This window comes from uncultured Modestobacter sp. (assembly GCF_947486615.1).
Taxonomy (GTDB): Bacteria; Actinomycetota; Actinomycetes; order Mycobacteriales; family Geodermatophilaceae; genus Modestobacter.
Map to the genome: position 1 here is coordinate 349,321 of NZ_CANKUD010000004.1, position 16,436 is coordinate 365,756.

Genomic DNA, 16,436 nt, shown 5'->3' on the forward strand with positions numbered 1-16,436 from the left:
TCACGCCTCGGCCGCCGTCAGCCGGGGCTCGGGTGCGGCGACCGGTGCGGCCGGCAGCGAGACGACCATGGTGAGCCCGCCGCCGGGGGTCTCCTCGGCGGTGAGGGTGCCGTCCATCGCCTCGGTCAGGCCGCGCGCGACGGCCAGGCCCAGGCCGACGCCCTGCCCGGCGGGGGAGTCGCCCAGCCGCTGGAAGGGCGCGAACATCCGGGCCCGGTCGCGCTCGGGCACGCCGGGGCCGCGGTCGACCACCCGCAGCTCGACCCGGCCGTCCACCCGGCCGGCGTCGACGTGCAGCGCGCCGGTCGCGTGGCCGGCGGCGTTGAGCAGCAGGTTGGCCACCACCCGCTCCAGCAGCCCGGGGTCGGCCAGCGCCGGTGGCAGGCCGTCGGTGTCGGGGCGGGTGACCCGGCGCCGCTCGGTGGGCTCCAGCCAGGTCAGCGCCCGGCCCACCACGGCGAGGACGTCGACCGGGGTGGCGGCGGGGGTGACCACGCCGGCCTGCAGCCGGCTCATGTCCAGCAGGTTGTCGACCAGGCCGGTGAGCCGGTCGGCGGACTCGTCGACGGTGGCGATCAGCTCGGCGCGGTCGTCGTCGGTGAGCGCGAGCTCCTCGGTGCGCAGCGCGGAGGCGGCGGCCTTGATCCCGGCGAGCGGGGTGCGCAGGTCGTGGCTGACCGCGGCCAGCAGGGCGTTGCGCATGCTGTTGCCGGCGGCCAGCCGCGAGGCCTCCGCGGCCTGGGCGGCGAGCCGTCCCTGCTGCAGGGCGACGGCGGCCTGCTCGGCGAAGGACACCAGCACCTTGCGGTCACCGGCCGGCAGCGCCCGACCGCAGAGCCGGAGGGTCAGCGTGTCGGTGACGGCGACGTCGTCCACCTGCTCGTCGGGGCCGTGCTCGCCGCAGGTGCCCACGGTGTGCTCGCGGCCCTCGGTGCTCTCCACCATGGTCACCGAGCGCAGCCCGAACGCCTCCCGGATCTGCTCCAGCAGGCTGGGCAGCCCGCGGTCGCCGGCGAGCACCGAGCGGGACAGCGAGGCCAGCATCGCGGTCTCGGCGCGGGAGCGGGCCGCGGCGGTGGCCCGGCGCGCGGACCGGTCGACCACGGCGGCGACGGCGATGGCCACGACCACCCCGCCGAAGAGCGAGACGACGTCATCGACCTGGCTGACGGTCAGCCGGCCGGTGGGCGCGGTGAAGAACCAGTTGGCGACCAGCCCGCCGGCGAGGGCGGCGGTGAGCGCCGGCCACAGCCCGCCGACGATGGCGACCGCGGTGACCAGCAGGACGAAGACCAGCAGCACGCTGGCCAGTGACAGCGCCGCCTGGGCGGCGATGCAGGTGAGCGCCAGGACCGGGACGCCGATCGCGGCGACCAGCCACCCCAGCCAGCGGCGCCGGGCGGTGAGCGCCCCCTGGCTGCGCGGCAGCCGCCAGCCCTGGGAGCCGGCCGCGGAGTGGGTGACGATGTGCACGTCGATCTCGCCGGACCCGGCGATCACCCGCCCACCGATCCCGCCGCGCAGTGCCCGCGCCCAGCGCGAGCGCCGGCTGGTGCCGACGACCAGCTGGGTGGCGTCGGCGCCGCGGGCGAACTCCAGCAGCGACTCGGCGACGTCGTCCCCGACGACCTGGTGGTAGCTGCCGCCCAGGCTCTCCACCAGCGCCCGCTGGGCGCGCAGCGCACCGGAGGAGGCGCCGGCCAGGCCGTCGCCGGAGAGCACGTGCACGGCGAGCAGCACGCCGTTGCCGCTGCGCCGGGCGACCCGGGAGGCACGGCGGATCAGCGTCTCGCCCTCCGGGCCACCGGTGAGGGCGACCACCACCCGCTCGCGGGCCTCCCAGACGTGGTCGATGGCGTGCTCGGCTTTGTACGTGCGCAGCCCTTCGTCGACCCGGTCGGCCAGCCACAGCAGCGCCAGCTCGCGCAGCGCGGTGAGGTTGCCGATCCGGAACCAGTTGCCCATCGCGGCGTCGACCCGCTCGGGTGCGTAGACGTTGCCGTGCGCGAGCCGGCGGCGCAGTGCCTCCGGGCTCATGTCGACCAGCTCGATCTGGTCGGCCCGGCGCACCACCGCGTCGGGCACGGTCTCCTGCTGCGGGACGCCGGTGATCTGCTCGACGACGTCGTTGAGGCTCTCCAGGTGCTGCACGTTCACCGTGGTCAGCACGCTGATCCCGGCGTCGAGCACCTGCTCGACGTCCTGCCAGCGCTTCTCGTGCCGGCTGCCGGGCACGTTGGTGTGCGCGAGCTCGTCGATGACCACCCAGTCGGGCCGGCGGGCCAGCAGCCCCTCGACGTCGAGCTCCTCGAGGGGAACGCCGCGGTGGGTGACCCGGGCGCGGGGCAGCACCTCCAGCCCCTCCAGGGCGGCGACGGTGCGTGGCCGGCCGTGCGTCTCGACCAGCCCGACGACGACGTCGCAGCCGCGCTCGCGGCGCCGGTGGGCCTCGCCGAGCACGGCGAAGGTCTTCCCGACGCCGGGGGCGGCGCCCAGGTAGATGCGCAGCGTGCCGCGGGCCATGCCCTCATGATCGTCCTGCTCCGGCCCCGACCGGCGCCGCCGGGCGTCAGGATCGCGTCAAGACCACCCCGACGAGGTGCTGGCCCGGTCGCCGGCGTCACGGACGGGGCAGGGGCCGGAGCCGGCGGCGGACCAGCAGGGCCCCGGCCAGGACGGCGACCGCGGCGACCGGCACCCAGCCGGCGTCGTCGGCGACCTGCTGGCCGAACCGCCGGGACAGCAGGACGACGGTGGTGGCCCACCCGAGGCAGCTCGCGGCGACGACCGGTGCGACCAGCCGCAGCGGCACCCCGGCGCCACCGGCCACGCGCGGGGTGAGCGTGCGGGTGACCGCGGCCCAGTGCGCGGTGGCGAGCAGCAGCGCCGTCCGGCCGGGCGACCGGGCGGTCAGCCACGCCTGCACCTGGCGCACCGCCGGTTCGACCCGGGGGCGCAGCCGGCCCAGCGGCAGGCCGGTGTCGCGGCGGCGGGAACCGCGCAGCCAGCCGTGCAGCGCGCCCGCGGTGCTGGCCGCCGCGGCGACGGCGACGGGCAGCGCCGGGTGGGTGCCGGTCGTCGCCGACCACAGCCCGAGGACGACGAGCGTGGTCGACCCGGGCAGCAGGACGCCCGCGAGCACCCCGCTCTCCAGGGCGAGCACCAGCGCGGCGGCGCCGAGGACCAGCGCGGCCGGCCACCCGCCGACCTGGTCGAGCACGGCGTCCACCACGGGGTCCACGCCCTTCCTGACCGCCGCGGGTGCCCGAACTGATCGGCCCGGCCGGCGACCCGCCGAGATGAGCCTGTCGGCTCCCGGCCGCGGGCACATCAGGGGATCCCCGGATCCGGTCCTTGACGCCGGGGGCGCGGCGACGGCACGGTTCGCCGGGTCGGGGAGCGTGGACGGAGGGACGCCATGAGCGGCGGGTGGTGGCGTGACGCGGGCGGGCCCTGGCCTGCGCGCGGGCCCCGATGAGCCGGGCGAGCGAGGACTCGAACCTGCGGATGCTGCGGGCCCGCGACGCGATGGACCGGGCCTACGCCGAGCCGCTCGACGTCCCGACCCTGGCCCGGGTCGCGCACGTGTCGGAGGCCCACTTCATCCGCACCTTCAAGGCCACGTTCGGGGAGACCCCGCACCGGTACCTGCAGCGGCGCCGGGTGGAGCGGGCGATGACCCTGCTGCGCAGCTCCAACCGGTCGGTGACCGACATCTGCATGGACGTCGGCTTCGCCAGCCTGGGCACGTTCAGCCGGGTGTTCGCCGAGATCGTGGGGGAGCCGCCGAGCGTGTACCGGCGCCGCGGCCCGCTGGCGCCGGTGCCCTCCTGCTTCGGCATGCGCTGGCTGCGGCCGGCCGGGGAGTGCGCAGTTTCGGAGAAGCCCGGGGACGCCGTCCGCCCCTAGCGTCCTGCCCATGTTGACCTCGATCTCGATCACCTCGCTCTACGTCCTCGACCAGGACCAGGCGCTGGACTTCTACGTCGGCACGCTCGGCTTCGAGGTGCAGACCGACCAGCAGTTCGGGCCGATGCGCTTCCTGACCGTGGCGCTGCCCAGCGACCCCGGCCACGCCGTGCTGCTGGAGCTGCCCGCGCCGCCGTCGGTCAGCCCGGAGATCGCCGGCCAGGTGCGCGACCTGGTCACCAAGGGCGCCGGCGGCGGGCACCTGTTCTTCACCACCGACGACGCGCAGAAGACCCACGCCGCGCTGAAGGAGAAGGGCGTCGACCTGCCGGAGGAGCCGGTCGTGCAGCCCTACGGCATCGACTTCGGCTTCCGCGACCCGTTCGGCAACTCCGTCCGCATCGCCCAGCTGACCCCGCCGCCGTCCTGACCCCCGGAGGGCCGACGCCGGCAGTGTGCGCTGGCGGCCCGTTCTGACCGTGGAACGGGCCGCCAGCGCACATCGCTGCGGCCTCCTGTCCGGGTCGGCGTCGGCTGTCCGTCAGGGCGGCGTCAAGGTCGCCACCCGCCGCCGTCAAGGACTCGTCAAGACACCCGTCAGCACCGCTGAGCGCTCCTAGCGTCGCCGCCCGGACGTGGACGACGACCGGTCGTCCACCCGGATGCGGATGAAGGTGCTCTCGACGTGACCGACGTGGTCTACGTGCTCCTGACGCTGGTGGTCTTCGGGCTGCTCGCGCTGGCGGTGCGGGGGGTGGAACGGCTGTGACCTGGGTCGCGTTGGCCGTGGCCGCCGGGCTGGTGCTCTACCTGCTCGGCAGCCTGCTGTTCCCGGAGCGGTTCTGATGAGCAGCACCGCAGCCGGCTGGCTGCAGGTGGCGCTGCTGGTGGTCGCCCTGGTCGCCGTGCACAAGCCGCTCGGCGACTGGATGGCCCGGGTGTTCACCACCGACGCCGCCCCCGACCCCGCCCCCGAGGGGCCAAAGTCGCGACTCCTGCCCCGAGGGCACTGGCGGGTCGAACGGCTGGTCTACCGCGCCGTGGGGGTGGACGCGGACTCCGAGCAGCGGTGGCCGGTGTACCTGCGCAGCGTGCTGGCCTTCTCGCTGGTGTCGGTGCTCTTCCTGTACCTGCTGCAGCGCGTGCAGCAGTGGCTGCCGCTGGACCACGAGATGGCCGCTGTCGAGCCGGGCTCGGCCTGGAACACCGCGGTCAGCTTCGTGACCAACACGAACTGGCAGGGCTACAGCGGCGAGTCGACGATGGGCCACCTGGTGCAGATGGCCGGGCTGGCGGTGCAGAACTTCGTCTCCGCCGGGGTCGGCATCGCGGTGGCGATCGCGCTGGTGCGCGGTTTCGCCCGCAGCGGCACCGACCGGCTGGGCAACTTCTGGGTCGACCTGACCCGGGCGATCACCCGGGTGCTGCTGCCGCTGGCCACCGTGGCCGCCGTCGTCCTGGTGCTCGGTGGCGTGGTGCAGAACCTGTCGTCGGGCACCGACGCGAACACGCTGGCCGGTGCGACGCAGTTCCTGCCCGGCGGGCCGGTGGCCTCGCAGGAGGCGATCAAGGAGCTGGGCACCAACGGTGGCGGCTTCTACAACGCCAACTCCGCGCACCCGTTCGAGGGCCCGAGCGCCTGGATCTCGCTGTTCCAGGTGTTCCTGTTGCTGGTCATCCCGTTCTCGCTGCCGCGCACCTTCGGCCGGATGGTCGGTGACCGCCGGCAGGGTCTGGCGATCGTCGGCGTGATGGCCGGCCTGGCCACCGCGTCGCTGGCACTGACCAGCTGGGCGCAGGCCCGGGCCGGGGGAGCAGCACTGCAGCTCGCCGGCGCCGCGACCGAGGGCCAGGAGGTCCGCTTCGGCGGTCCGCTCTCGGCGCTCTTCGGGACGGCGACGACGCTGACCTCCACCGGCGCGGTCAACTCGATGCACGACAGCTACACGCCCACCGGCGGGATGCTGGTGCTGGCGAACATGATGCTCGGCGAGGTCGCGCCCGGCGGGGTCGGTTCCGGGCTCTACGGGATGCTCGTGCTCGCCGTCGTCGCGGTGTTCGTCGCCGGGCTGATGGTCGGGCGCACCCCGGAGTACCTGGGCAAGAAGCTCGGCCGCCGCGAGATGACGCTGGCGTCGCTGTACGTGCTGGTCACCCCGGTGCTCGTGCTCACCGGGACGGCGATCGCGGTGGTCACCGACACCGGCCTGAGCTCGCTGCTCAACAGCGGCTCGCACGGGCTCTCCGAGGTGCTCTACGCCTTCACCTCGGCGTCGAACAACAACGGCTCGGCGTTCGCCGGGCTGAGCGCGAACACGCCCTTCTACAACACCGCACTGGGCCTGGCGATGGCGTTCGGCCGCTTCCTGCCCATCGTGCTGGTGGTCGCGCTGGCCGGCCGGCTCGCGGTGCAGGGCAAGGCGCCGGTGACCGCCGGGACGCTGCCCACCCACCAGCCGCTGTTCGTCGGCCTGCTGGGCGCCGTCGTCCTGGTCGTCGTCGGCCTCACGTACTTCCCGGCGCTCGCGCTGGGCCCGCTCGCCGAGGCCCTCGCGTGACCGCCACCGTCGCCACCTCAGAAGAAGGACTGTCATGACAACGGCGCTCGATCGTCGTCCCGTCTCCACCCCCGAGCCCCGGCCCCAGCAGCGCGCGGCGATCGAGTGGGGCCCGGCCCTGGCCGGCGCCGTCCGCAAGCTCGACCCGCGTGGCCTGGTGCGCCAGCCTGTGGTGTTCGTGGTGTGGGTCGGCTCGGTGTTCTCCACCGTGCTGGCGATCACCGACCCGTCGGTGTTCGGCTGGCTGATCGCCGGTTGGCTCTGGCTGACCGTGCTGTTCGCCAACGCCGCCGAAGCCGTGGCCGAGGGGCGGGGCAAGGCGCAGGCGGACACCCTGCGCAAGGCCCGGCAGACCACCGTCGCGTACCTGCTCGACGGCGCCGAGGTGCCGGCCGCGGACCTGCGGCCGGGCATGCGGGTGGTCGTCGTCGCCGGGCAGGTGATCCCGGGGGACGGCGACGTCGTCGAGGGGATCGCCAGCGTCGACGAGTCGGCGATCACCGGGGAGTCCGCGCCGGTGATCCGCGAGTCCGGCGGTGACCGTTCCGCGGTGACCGGCGGGACGACGGTGCTGAGCGACCGGATCGTCGTGGAGATCACCAGCAAGCCGGGGGAGACCTTCGTCGACCGGATGATCGCCCTGGTCGAGGGTGCCTCCCGGCAGCGGACGCCGAACGAGATCGCGCTGAACATCCTGCTCAGCTCGCTGACCATCGTGTTCCTGATCGTGGTCATCACGCTGCAGCCGCTGGCTGTCTACTCGGGTGCGGAGCAGTCGCTGACCACGCTGATCGCGCTGGTGGTCTGCCTGATCCCGACCACGATCGGCGCGCTGCTGTCGGCGATCGGCATCGCCGGGATGGACCGGCTGGTGCAGCGCAACGTGCTGGCGATGAGCGGCCGCGCGGTCGAGGCGGCCGGTGACGTGAACACCCTGCTGCTGGACAAGACCGGCACGATCACCCTCGGCAACCGGCAGGCGTCGGAGTTCGTCGCCGTCGGCGGGTGTTCGGACGATGAGGTGGCCGACGCCGCGCAGCTGGCCTCGCTGGCCGACGAGACGCCGGAGGGGCGCAGCATCGTCGTCCTGGCGAAGGAGCGCTACGGCCTGCGCGGGCGGGATCTCGAGTCCGCCGTCTTCGTCCCCTTCACCGCGCAGACCCGGATGAGCGGGGTCGACCTGCCCGACGGGCGGCAGCTGCGCAAGGGCGCCGCGGGTGCGGTGCTGGCGTGGGTGCGGGCGCAGGACGGCCCGGTGCCGGCCGACGTCGGGGACGTCGTCGACGGCATCTCCGCCGCCGGCGGGACGCCGCTGCTGCTGGCTGTTGCGCACGGCGGGTCGGCTCGGGTGCTGGGTGTCATCCACCTCAAGGACGTCGTCAAGGAGGGGATGGCGGAGCGCTTCGCCGAGCTGCGCCGGATGGGCATCCGCACGGTGATGATCACCGGTGACAACGAGCGAACGGCGCGGGCGATCGCCACGGAGGCCGGCATCGACGACGTCCTGGCCGAGGCGACGCCGGAGGACAAGCTGGCGCTGATCCAGCGCGAGCAGTCCGGCGGCCGGCTGGTGGCGATGACCGGCGACGGGACGAACGACGCCCCCGCGCTGGCGCAGGCCGACGTCGGGGTGGCGATGAACACCGGGACGACCGCGGCCAAGGAGGCCGGCAACATGGTCGACCTGGACTCCGACCCGACGAAGCTGATCGAGATCGTGGAGATCGGCAAGCAGCTGCTGATCACCCGCGGGTCGCTGACCACGTTCTCCATCGCCAACGACCTGGCGAAGTACTTCGCGATCCTGCCGGCGATGTTCGCCGGGGTCTTCCCGGGGCTGGACGCGCTGAACGTGATGCGGCTGTCCTCGCCGGAGTCGGCGATCCTGTCGGCCGTCGTGTTCAACGCGCTGATCATCGTGGCGCTGGTGCCGCTGGCGCTGCGCGGCGTGCGGTACCGGCCGGCGTCCGCGTCGGCGATGTTGCGCCGCAACCTGCTGCTCTACGGCGTCGGCGGCGTGGTGCTGCCGTTCGTCGGGATCAAGCTCATCGACCTGCTGGTCTCTCTCATCCCCGGGATCGCGTGATGTCCGCTCTGCGTTCGGGCCGCCAGCTGGTGGCCGCCGTCCGTGCCCTGCTCGTCGCCACCGTGGTGCTCGGGCTGGCCTACCCGCTGCTGATGACCGGCGTCGCCCAGCTGATCGCGCCGGCCCGCGCCGATGGTTCGCTGGTGTCCGTCGATGGCTCCGTCGTGGGGTCGTCGCTGATCGGCCAGTCGTTCACCGACTCCGACGGCGAGCCGCTGCCGGAGTACTTCCAGACCCGCCCGTCGGCGTCTTCGTACGACGGCGCCGCGTCGGGTGGGTCGAACCTGGGGCCGAACTCCGAGGAGCTGGTCGCCGCGGTGGGGGAGCGGCGGGCTGAGGTGGCCGCCTTCACCGAGGTCTCGGAGTCCGAAGTGCCGGCCGACGCGGTGACGTCGTCGGGGTCCGGGCTGGACCCGGACATCTCCCCGGAGTACGCGGCCATCCAGGTCGAGCGGGTCGCCGAGGCGCGCGGGGTGCCGGTGGACGACGTCCAGGCGCTGGTGGACGAGCACACCGATGGGCGGGACCTCGGCTTCATCGGGGCGCCGCACGTGCGGGTGCTGGAGCTCAACCTGGCCCTCGACGAACAGCTCGGCTGAGCCAGGGGTGGCCGTCCCCGGGGCGACTCGGGGACGGCCGCTCCCGTCAGCGGGCTGGGTAGGCGCGCGGCAGCTTGTAGCCGTTGTCCGCCGCGACCTCGCGCAGCAGGTCGGGCCGGTCGGTGATCATCCCGTCGACGCCGAGGTCGATGAGGTACTGCATAGTGGCCGGGTCGTCGACGGTCCACGGGATGACGTCCATGCCCACGGCGTGCGCGTCGTCCACCATCTGCTGGGTGACGTAGGGGCGGAAGCCCGGGTCGTTGATGCTGCCGCTCTGCGGGTCGCCCTGCACGGGCGAGATGGCGTCGGCGCCGAAGGAGTGCGCCGCCGCGACCAGGTCGCCGCCGAAGTCGTCGATGTCGATCCCGCCGAGCCACGGCGAGGCGCCGGGCATGCCCGCCTGCAGAAACTGCTGCCCGTTGGTCAGCGCGACGATCGGCAGCCGCGGCTCGACCTCCCGCATGCGCATCAGCGAGCCCCAGTCGAAGGACTGGATGCTGACCTGACGGAGCAGCCGGGCCTCCCGCACCTCGCGGGCGACGACCTGCACGAACTGCTCGCGGGGTGCCGTCTGCTCCGGTGCACCCGCCTCCACCTTGGTCTCGATGTTCAGCCACACCCGGTGCGCGCGACGCTCGTTCACCAGGTCGAGCACCTCGGACAGCAACGGCATCTGCGCGCCCGGCACCGCCTGCTGCTCGGGGAACTGCGGCAGCGTCTGGCTGCCGCAGTCGAGCGTGCGCACCTGGGCCAGCGTGAGGTCCCTGATGTACCGGACGCCGGGGGCGTAGGGGAACTCCGGGTCGCCGGGGAAGGCCGGGGCGGTGTCGCGGCACTTGGCCGGGTTGATGTCCCGGTCGTGGGTGACGACGGCATGCTCGTCCTCGGTGATCTGGACGTCGAGCTCCAGCGTGCTGACGCCGAGGTCGAGCGCGCGACCGAATGCGGCCAGCGTGTTCTCGACGGTGAGGCCGATGCCCCCGCGGTGGGCCTGGACGTCGAAGAAGCGGGTGCTGCCACCGCCGGGGCGGTCGGCTGCGGTGGCCACCCCGGCGCCGGCCGGCAGCAGCGCGGCGGCGACGGTGGCGATCAGGAGGGTGCGGAGTCGGCGCATGAGGGACGCTCCTCAGGTCGGCGGACGCCGGTGAGCCCGGCGCTCCCACGGTTCGCCGGCCGTGCCGCTGCCGGGTGCCCGCCGGGGGAACGCTGCCCGGCGGCTCACCGACAGCGGGGTGTCCCCGAGGCGACACGCCACCCCCACCCCCCGGCGGAGGACCACGTGCGGGCATGTATCGTTCTCCCCGGCTCGGACACACCAGACCGGGTCGGCAAGGGGCTGTGGCGCAGCTGGTAGCGCACCACACTGGCAGTGTGGGGGTCAGGGGTTCGAGTCCCCTCAGCTCCACCCGGATAACACAGGCCGTTCCCCTTCTGGGGAACGGCCTGTGTCGTCCCTGGTTGCAGTCTGCCGCTCCTTACCTGGCAGCAGCAGGGCGCTCATCCGGTCGGCGGCTTCCGCGGGCCATTGCCGGCATGACGTGGCTGTAGAAGTCATCCTGGTGCGCATGGAGCCGAGGAGCTCCAGGAGCACCTTCGACTGCATGTTCTCGCTCAGGAGCAGGGTGGTGGCGGTTTGCCGGCCGTCGTGCAGGCGAACGTGGCGGACGCCGGCTATCTGCAGCAAGCGGGTCCAGTCGTCGTAGTCGGCCTTCTTGTCGATCGGCCGCCCGTTGGGCTGGGCGAACAGCAGGCCCTCGTCGTGCCACTCGGAGCCGGCCAGCATCCGTTCGCCGAGCTGCCGACTGTCCTTCAGATGCGCTGGATGGCTGCTGTAGGGGCGGGCCTTGCTCCGACGCCCTATCGTCAAGAATTGTGACTGCGCCGAGTAGCGATATCCACGACGGCATCTTCGACGAGATCAAGGCACGAATCAGCACTCTTCAGGCGGGAGCCCCGACCGCCGCCCCAGACGGTGGCGCGAGAAGCCAGGCCGACGTCGACGGCGAGCTAGCACAGCTAGAAGCGGATAAAACCGTTCTGCTGGCGCACTGGAGGACGCAGGACGGCGTCGTCGCGACGACCGCGCCCGTGTACGCGCGCGCCTGCGGTCAGCCGCAGCCCTGCCCCCACGTACTCGGACTCGCAGAAAAGTTTGGACTTGCCTGACAAGACCGGAAGCCATAAAGACGGCCACGGTATTCCAGTTCACTCCAACTCGTCGGCGTTGATGAGCGTCGGCAACTGCTCACTTCGCGTCGCCGGTGCTTCAAGTGCCGGGCGTGCAGAATGCGATTGATCGAGGGTGTGCAATTCTTCGACATGCCCCACGCGCACCACCACCAGTCGAGCCGCAGAACGCCGGTCAGAACGACCACCTCGTCGAGCGGCGCGTCGTCGAATGCCTAAATGCTTCACCCGGTTTCGCGAACGAACTCCGCCACTGCAATCTGCGGGTGCGGCTCGTCCCGTTCGATCACCCTCTCGGGAGCGTCCGCCGGCGCTTCGACGTGTCACCTGACAAGGTGCGCGGGCATGAGCACCACGGAGCTGGTTGTTCAGATCGCCGGCGTCAGCGTCACGACCCTGAGCGTCGTCGCGGCGCTGCTGATCGCGGTTCTCGGCAACCGCGCCGCTGATCGGCGGGCGGAGGCAGACCGCGCAGAGGCGCGGCGGGCGGCGGGCGGCGCAGCACGCGCGAGACGTCGAGATGCTAGAGCGGCTCACGCAGAGCCTCGAACGCGGCGGTTCGTCGGACCCTGTGGAGAGCAGTCGCATGGGCGTGGAGGCCGCGACGCTGCTCGTCGCGCTCGGAGAGCAACGGCTGCCTTACGCCTACGCTCTGCACGTCAAGGACTCGACCGACGCGATCCGTGGGTTCGTCAACGACCCGGCGGTGCCTGGGTGGCGTCGAGCGGCGAACGAAGTTCTGCTCAAACCACGACGCACGGTTGACGAAGAGCGAGCTGCTACCGCGCAGCGCACCGACGCGGGCAAAGTACGCCGCGCTGTCTCATGACTGGTCGATACCGAACTCGTTAATGGTGCGCCAGTGAGGATTATTGGCGAGCGGACCGCGCCGGGAGGTGACTACGGCGGGCAAGTCTGACGCGCACCGCATGGGCCGTTCGGCCCCCACCACGTCGAACTCAAGCTCAAGTCGCGCGCCCTGCGCTGCCTCGATCTGAGGCATGAGCGCAAGCGGCAGGTCGCCACTCAGCCAGGCGTGGAATGAACCTGATCCCGTGATCACCGCGCAGTCGTGTCGCATCTCCACGCCGTAGGCGCTCGCGGGGCGCTCATCATTACCTGCCCCGCGTACCTGGACTTCGAGAGGGAACTCGCTGTCGTCGGCCATGACGCGAGCGCGCATGCCGTGGGTCGGCAACGTTGCGAAACCCGTCCGGGGGAATTCGACGAAGACGCTGAAGTCGCCGCTGAAGTAGGCGCGTTCCGGTTCGGCGCTCTGTGTACGGCCGTACTCGGTGCTGGCTTCCCTGGCTGCCCGCCACTGGACGTTGATGTGAGCGCGGAGCATCGATGCTGGCGGCGTGCTGATGGTCGGCAGCAGCAGTCGGAGCAGTTCGTGTCGGTACGCCGACCGGGTGGACGTCCCGTCGCGCATCGGTACGTCGCGTCCCTGGCCGTTCTTCACGACGTACGGCACGCGGTCGGTGCCGAACGCGAAGGCGTGCACCTTCTCGGTCGGACCGATGTGCACGAGCATGTGACGCAGCATGTCGGGTGGTGTCTGATCGAACTGTCCGATCATCCCCTGCCACCAGTCGGCCGGATCGGTCGGACCGGGGTCGACTACCGCCCCGCTCCGGTCGTCGAAGCCGACGATGAGTACGACCGGCTCACCGGCCGCGCGGTTCGCGAGTCCGGCGAGCTGGCGCGCCTTATCTTTCTCCGGCCACCGCCCCTTGCACTCGACGAAGTCGTCCTCGGGAGACACGTTCGCGTTGCGGCGCGCTTCGATCGCGGCGACAACGCGGCCTTCCAGCTCGACGGCGCGCATGCGCGGCAGGGTAGTTCGTGGGACTGACAGTTGCGGCCGAGTTGATCAGCTCACCCGACGGCGCGCTTGGCGCGCTTGCTCGACGTGCGCTGCGAACTCTTCCCGCTTACCTGCGAGAAAGAGGCTCAAGTCGACCAGCTGCACCGCGCCGAAGACTGCCCACAGGAACAAGATCGAACCCAGGCTGAAGCTTGGGGCCTGGAGCCACCAAGGCGCGTCTCCGAGCGCGGGCCACACCAGCGCGACCACCAGCGTTACTGCGATCGCGGCGGCGGCCACCGCTGCCACCGCCAGGAAGGTTCGCCGAAGATCATCGGCCCCGCCGACCGTGCGACGGATGAGCTGTAGGAACTGCTGATCAACAACGAAGGCGATGAAGCTGACTGCCGCGAGGACCAGCGCGAGGATGGCCGCCGACACCGCAGTCGCCGTCAGCAAGACTGCCGGGGCCGAGCTGCTGACAGCGTCGCTCACCGTGGGGGCAACCGACGCGGCGATTCCCGCTGGCACGGCCGCGAGGAGGTCCCACGACAGCAGGATCGACCCCCAACGGGTCTCTAGGAGGGCGCGACGCTTCTTAGCGATCCCGAGGCGACTCCGCTTCATCTAGAGTCACCTCCCCTTCTTCCTCGTCGCCGAGCAGCCCCGCAAGGCCGACCCACGTCGCCTCACCGTGCTCGTCCGTCGGGACGGTGGCCGGTGTCTGCTCGACTTCAGTGCGGTACTCGACTCGCTCCCCATTCTGCCCCCGCTCACCGACAACAACGGCGCTGCCGTAGCCGCGTTCCGCGTGGTCGACCATCTGGGACACGACGACGTCGACCTCGTCGGCCGGGGCGTCATCGTCGAACGTCAGGTTCAACGTTGCCTCGTCGACGTGGAAGTCCTGGAAGAAGGATTCGAGCTTCTCCCGACCTCGCCAGTGAGGGTTCGGCGTCTCCAAGCGACCCCGTGCCTTCAGTACACGTGTGATGCCCTCGCGCCACACTCGGTACTCAGGGCGCGTAGTGCCTAGTTCGACGATCCAAGGACGTTCCGGTGCCTCGCGGTTCAGCAGAGCTTCGAGTGCGCCCCGGAACCCCGCCACCGTGACGGCGGGCGGCCTGATCTGGAAGGCGAGGCGTAGATCGCTCAGACGAACTGCGAAGGCGACCGTTTCACCGCGCGGAACCAACTCCTGCGTCCAGTCCTTCCGCTCGTCATCTCACACGGACGTCTCGCGGTCGCGCGCCTGATAGCCCAGGCGGCTGAACACGACGGGGCCTAGCGACGTGTCGCGCTGAGCGATGCGGCCGAGCCGCCAGAAACGCGCGTATCGCTCTACCTCAGCAACGCCCGACGTCAGCGCAGCCAGGAAGTCCGCGCCTACGCCTTCCGAGAAGAGCGTCGGTTGACCGGTGAAGCCGATCTGCCCACGGATGACGCGGGCCTCCTGGCGGGAGGAACCGAGGTCTTCGCTAGTCGGCTCGCCGTCGGGCCGCTCGACCTCCGACAGCGCCTCGGCGTCGGCCTGACCCGGCTGTTCCTCGGACAAGTGCTCTCCCATCCCCATGCGTGGCACTGACCGTAGTGATCACGACCACTTACGGCACGACGGCGTGCTCAAAGGGGGGAGGGCGATGGCCGGGGGAGCGGTGTCGGTCGGTGCTCACCCGGTTTCGTCAGAGTCCCAGTGCTCATCGCCCACGGCGTTGTCGGCGAACTCGCGAACGTCGGCGTTCACCTGCGCCTTATGCAGGTTGTCGAGTTGGTTGTACCGCTCTTCGAACTCTTCCTCGGTGAACGTCTCGATGTTGACTGCCAGCTCGACGACGAGGTTGTCCTGTTCGGCTTCGCTCAACGGTTCTGCGCCCATGTCGCGACCGTAGTGGGAGACCACCGGGCAGCAACCGGCCCCGCCGAGCATCGCGCTCGACGGGGCCGCTCTCGTTCCGCATTCGGAGGAGGCGGTCCCCGGGGCGGTGGTCAGGTGCTCGCGTGCTCGGCGCGGGCCGCCAGGATCAGCGCGGCCGACTCGGCGTCCTCGCCGTCCCGCGCCTCGCACCGCTGTGCCGGGGTGAGCCCTGCCCACGCCTGTGCCCCGGCGAGCCGGTAATTTTCGAACGCGGCGGCAGCGGCGAGCGGGAGGCCGGTCGCGGCTGCCCGGCGCTCGATCAGCAGCGCGTCTAGCTCGTAGTCGCGCTCATCGGTGGACGCCGACTCGCGCGGCGTTTCTCACTTCGTCGGCCGGGTCGGGTGAGGCGGGCGCAGTGCTCCGACCGGTAGGAGGACCCGCTCCGACCGCGCAGTCGATGCGGTGCTTCACGCGCCGGGCACCGCTGCCCGTCTTCGCGCGGGGCATCAGCGCTCGAGCCGGGCGCGGGCGTCCTCGACCGCCTGGAACGCGGTGGCGAGCTGGTCGGCGGACGCACCCTCGCGGCGCAGCCGACGACGCTCGGCGCGAGCCTCGCGGTACGCCTCGCCAAGTCAGTGGCTAGTTGCGGCTGGACTAATCGGATAGGCGGGTCGCCAGCGTCTCCAGCTCGTTGCCCGGGGCCAGGATCACCGGCGTCGGACGGTCTCGGTGGATCGCCCCGGACGTCGCCATCCCTAGGGGAGCGAAGTGGTCGCAGGCGTCAAGCATCGGCAGGACCAGTAGCTCCACTGCCTGACGAGCAGTGCGCAGGTACTCGACCGGGTCCTCCCCCCGATTCCCGACGCTGATGCCCCAGACGGTTTGAGCTGTCGGCTGACCGACGTTCACGTCGATGTGTCGCGCCAGAGTGTTGTTGTGGATCGTGGCGTTGCGCAGGCGGCGGACTCGCGTCAGCCACCCGATCGGGTCTTCCTCTAGTGCCGAGTTGACGGCTTCCACGATCTTGCTGGTGTCGACGCCGATCTCGGTTGCCAGCGCGAGCTTGCCCCGGGCATGCCGCCAGTTGTACTTGTGCTGCTCTATCCGCTTGGGGATGGCCTCGCCGCGGTCGCGAGCTGCCTGATCTTCGAACTCCTCCGCGGCTTCGATGACGGCTCCGACTGTGGCGTCGAAGGCGGCGCTGATAGCGGCCAGCGCGCCGTCTAGGGCCATCTCCACGCCGATGTAGCGGTCGAACCCCAAGCGCTGCCCGACTTCTTCGAGCCGGTCCACGTACCAGTCTGCCGACCGCAACTTGAAGAGGACCCACCCGCGCCAGCCGGTTGCGCCGACCCACTCCATGTACCGGGGACCGTCGGGCCAGGGAGTCGCGTTGACCACCTCGTCAGGCATGCCGACCACCCTAAAC

Annotated in this window: 18 protein-coding genes and 1 tRNA gene; 9 read left to right on the forward strand and 10 right to left on the reverse strand. The window is 71.6% G+C overall.

The genetic code is table 11. The features are described 5' to 3' along the window. Positions 1–2,523 (reverse strand): ATP-binding protein, encoded by a 2,523-nt coding sequence (locus tag Q1A09_RS10380; protein ID WP_299954368.1) that lies wholly within the window; start codon positions 2,521–2,523, stop codon positions 1–3. 97 nt (positions 2,524–2,620) lie between these two features. Next, on the reverse strand, positions 2,621–3,241 hold the full coding sequence (locus tag Q1A09_RS10385) for a hypothetical protein (RefSeq protein ID WP_299954370.1): 621 nt from the start codon (positions 3,239–3,241) through the stop codon (positions 2,621–2,623). Between the two features lie 233 nt (positions 3,242–3,474). Here Q1A09_RS10385 and Q1A09_RS10390 point away from each other — a divergent pair, with 233 nt between their 5' ends. From Q1A09_RS10390 to kdpC, 6 genes are all read left to right on the forward strand, one after another. Beyond that, complete coding sequence (locus Q1A09_RS10390) at positions 3,475–3,909, forward strand: helix-turn-helix domain-containing protein (protein ID WP_299954372.1); 435 nt, start codon at positions 3,475–3,477, stop codon at positions 3,907–3,909. 10 nt (positions 3,910–3,919) lie between these two features. Next, positions 3,920–4,339 (forward strand): VOC family protein, encoded by a 420-nt coding sequence (locus tag Q1A09_RS10395; protein ID WP_299954375.1) that lies wholly within the window; start codon positions 3,920–3,922, stop codon positions 4,337–4,339. Positions 4,340–4,674: 335 nt separating this feature from the next. Next, the gene (gene kdpF, locus Q1A09_RS22600; protein WP_366139772.1) at positions 4,675–4,755 is read left to right on the forward strand and encodes a K(+)-transporting ATPase subunit F; all 81 of its coding nucleotides are present in this window, start codon (positions 4,675–4,677) and stop codon (positions 4,753–4,755) included. Next, positions 4,755–6,467: a potassium-transporting ATPase subunit KdpA gene (gene kdpA / locus Q1A09_RS10400; RefSeq protein ID WP_299954378.1), complete on the forward strand. Its 1,713-nt coding sequence runs from the start codon at positions 4,755–4,757 to the stop codon at positions 6,465–6,467. Before kdpF ends, kdpA begins: the two co-directional genes overlap by 1 nt. Positions 6,468–6,501: 34 nt before the next feature. Further along, positions 6,502–8,553 (forward strand): potassium-transporting ATPase subunit KdpB, encoded by a 2,052-nt coding sequence (kdpB, locus tag Q1A09_RS10405; protein ID WP_299954380.1) that lies wholly within the window; start codon positions 6,502–6,504, stop codon positions 8,551–8,553. Beyond that, entirely contained in the window at positions 8,553–9,152 is a 600-nt protein-coding gene (gene kdpC / locus Q1A09_RS10410) for a potassium-transporting ATPase subunit KdpC (RefSeq protein ID WP_299954382.1), read from the forward strand. Before kdpB ends, kdpC begins: the two co-directional genes overlap by 1 nt. 46 nt (positions 9,153–9,198) lie before the next feature. Here kdpC and Q1A09_RS10415 read toward each other — a convergent pair whose 3' ends face one another. Next, a complete protein-coding gene (locus Q1A09_RS10415) occupies positions 9,199–10,269 on the reverse strand; it encodes a glycerophosphodiester phosphodiesterase family protein (RefSeq protein ID WP_299954384.1) in 1,071 nt (356 codons plus the stop codon). 218 nt (positions 10,270–10,487) lie between these two features. On the opposite strand from Q1A09_RS10415, the gene Q1A09_RS10420 reads away from it, so the two are divergent. Next, positions 10,488–10,560: transfer RNA gene (locus tag Q1A09_RS10420), tRNA-Ala, on the forward strand. On the opposite strand, the gene Q1A09_RS10425 is transcribed toward Q1A09_RS10420, so the two are convergent. Next, complete coding sequence (locus Q1A09_RS10425; protein WP_299954386.1) at positions 10,552–10,938, reverse strand: hypothetical protein; 387 nt, start codon at positions 10,936–10,938, stop codon at positions 10,552–10,554. The two genes, Q1A09_RS10420 and Q1A09_RS10425, sit on opposite strands and share 9 nt — an antisense overlap. 89 nt (positions 10,939–11,027) lie before the next feature. Here Q1A09_RS10425 and Q1A09_RS10430 point away from each other — a divergent pair, with 89 nt between their 5' ends. Then, complete coding sequence (locus Q1A09_RS10430; protein WP_299954388.1) at positions 11,028–11,321, forward strand: hypothetical protein; 294 nt, start codon at positions 11,028–11,030, stop codon at positions 11,319–11,321. Between the two features lie 607 nt (positions 11,322–11,928). After that, positions 11,929–12,171, forward strand: a complete 243-nt coding sequence (locus Q1A09_RS10435) for a hypothetical protein (RefSeq protein ID WP_299954389.1) — start codon at positions 11,929–11,931, stop codon at positions 12,169–12,171. On the opposite strand, the gene Q1A09_RS10440 is transcribed toward Q1A09_RS10435, so the two are convergent. From Q1A09_RS10440 to Q1A09_RS10465, 6 genes are all read right to left on the reverse strand, one after another. Beyond that, positions 12,166–13,173 carry a hypothetical protein gene (locus Q1A09_RS10440; RefSeq protein WP_299954391.1) on the reverse strand — a complete coding sequence of 336 codons (1,008 nt, stop codon included), beginning with the start codon at positions 13,171–13,173 and terminating at the stop codon, positions 12,166–12,168. The genes Q1A09_RS10435 and Q1A09_RS10440 overlap by 6 nt on opposite strands. 45 nt (positions 13,174–13,218) lie before the next feature. Beyond that, positions 13,219–13,779, reverse strand: coding sequence for a hypothetical protein (locus Q1A09_RS10445; RefSeq protein ID WP_299954393.1), 561 nt, complete (start codon positions 13,777–13,779; stop codon positions 13,219–13,221). After that, on the reverse strand, positions 13,751–14,116 hold the full coding sequence (locus Q1A09_RS10450) for a hypothetical protein (protein WP_299954395.1): 366 nt from the start codon (positions 14,114–14,116) through the stop codon (positions 13,751–13,753). The genes Q1A09_RS10445 and Q1A09_RS10450 overlap by 29 nt, the downstream gene beginning before the upstream one ends. Positions 14,117–14,377: 261 nt before the next feature. Beyond that, positions 14,378–14,707: a hypothetical protein gene (locus Q1A09_RS10455; protein ID WP_299954397.1), complete on the reverse strand. Its 330-nt coding sequence runs from the start codon at positions 14,705–14,707 to the stop codon at positions 14,378–14,380. 114 nt (positions 14,708–14,821) lie between these two features. Further along, positions 14,822–15,028, reverse strand: coding sequence for a hypothetical protein (locus tag Q1A09_RS10460; RefSeq protein ID WP_299954399.1), 207 nt, complete (start codon positions 15,026–15,028; stop codon positions 14,822–14,824). A 633-nt stretch (positions 15,029–15,661) separates the two neighbouring features. Beyond that, complete coding sequence (locus Q1A09_RS10465; protein WP_299954401.1) at positions 15,662–16,420, reverse strand: hypothetical protein; 759 nt, start codon at positions 16,418–16,420, stop codon at positions 15,662–15,664. Positions 16,421–16,436 lie beyond the last annotated feature (16 nt).